The organism is Bacillus sp. P14.5 (genome assembly GCF_003316765.1).
In the GTDB taxonomy this organism is placed as follows: Bacteria; Bacillota; Bacilli; order Bacillales; family Bacillaceae_B; genus Rossellomorea.
Genome location: NZ_NIJF01000103.1, coordinates 1 through 1,175, shown reverse-complemented (window position 1 = coordinate 1,175; position 1,175 = coordinate 1). Strand labels below are relative to the sequence as shown.

The following is a 1,175-nucleotide window of genomic DNA, read 5'->3' as shown; positions in this document are numbered from 1 at the left end:
TGATTTAATTCTGAAGAAACCATACCCGGCAGACTTCTCATCATTTATGATGATTCGCTCGCTGTTTGTAACGTTTAGGCGGGGATATTATTTTCGCCTTGCAACTCAACCTCAGCCTTAAGGATTAGAGGTACCATTATCTCTAATCCTTACTCAGTAAATGCCCGTATATATACTCCATGAATAGCAGCCGCTGAAAATTCTATAAATTAAAAGGAGAAATACTTTTATTTATTGTAAGTTTCTCTATTAAGGAAACTAACTCACTCATATTTCACACTCTCCAATAATTTCTTCATACCTGGGATTTTCTATGCGGGCTGTTCTTCCTTGACCTTTTTGCTCCACCCCATCCTCGCTCCTACGTACTTTGGGGGATCTCCCCCTTTTCTTTGGAATACAAAAARAGCACCACTCCGGGTACTCTCTGATTGCCTGGCGACGTCCTATTCTCACAGGGGGAGTCCCCAACTACCATCGGCGCTGAAGGCGAGGACGGCGATGAGCGGCGAATCTCTTCGTCCGCTTCGCTCGTTCGCATCCTCATGGGCAGAGCCCCATTCCGGTTGCTCTCTCCCTCTCTTCCTCGACCTTCTTGCTCCTCCCCTTCCTCGCTCCTGCGTCMTATTGAGTTGCGGAAAGGAAGAGGATCTCCTCTATTTTCTTTTCAATACAAAAGAGCACCACTTCGGGTACTCTTTGAATTGCCTGGCGACGTCCTACTCTCACAGGGGGAGGCCCCAACTACCATCGGCACTGAAGGCGAGGACGGCGATGAGCTGCGAATCTCTTCGTCCGCTTCGCTCGTTCGCATCCTCATGGGCAGAGCCCACTCCGGTGTTCTCTCCCTCTCGTCCTCGACCTTCTTGCTCCTCCCCATCCTCGCTCCTGCGTCTTATCAATTTGCGAAAGGGAAGAGCAGTCTCTCCTTTTCTTTTGTAACACAAAAAAGAGCACCCCTCGGGTACTCTTTGGTTTGCCTGGCGACGTCCTACTCTCACAGGGGGAGATCCCCCAACTACCATCGGCGCTGAAGAGCTTAACTTCCGTGTTCGGCATGGGAACGGGTGTGACCTCTTCGCCTTAATCACCAGACATATTTAATTGAAAGAACATCGTTCTCTCAAAACTAGATAAAGTATTAGAAGAAAGAAGAAAGTATTCCGAGTTTCGCT

1 rRNA gene is annotated in these 1,175 nt (G+C 48.4%); it reads right to left on the bottom strand.

Going from position 1 to position 1,175, the window contains the following annotated elements:
- Window positions 1-978: 978 nt before the first annotated feature.
- Window positions 979-1,095: ribosomal RNA gene (rrf, locus tag B9Z54_RS20610) — 5S ribosomal RNA — on the bottom strand.
- Between the last annotated feature and the right edge of the window lie 80 nt (window positions 1,096-1,175).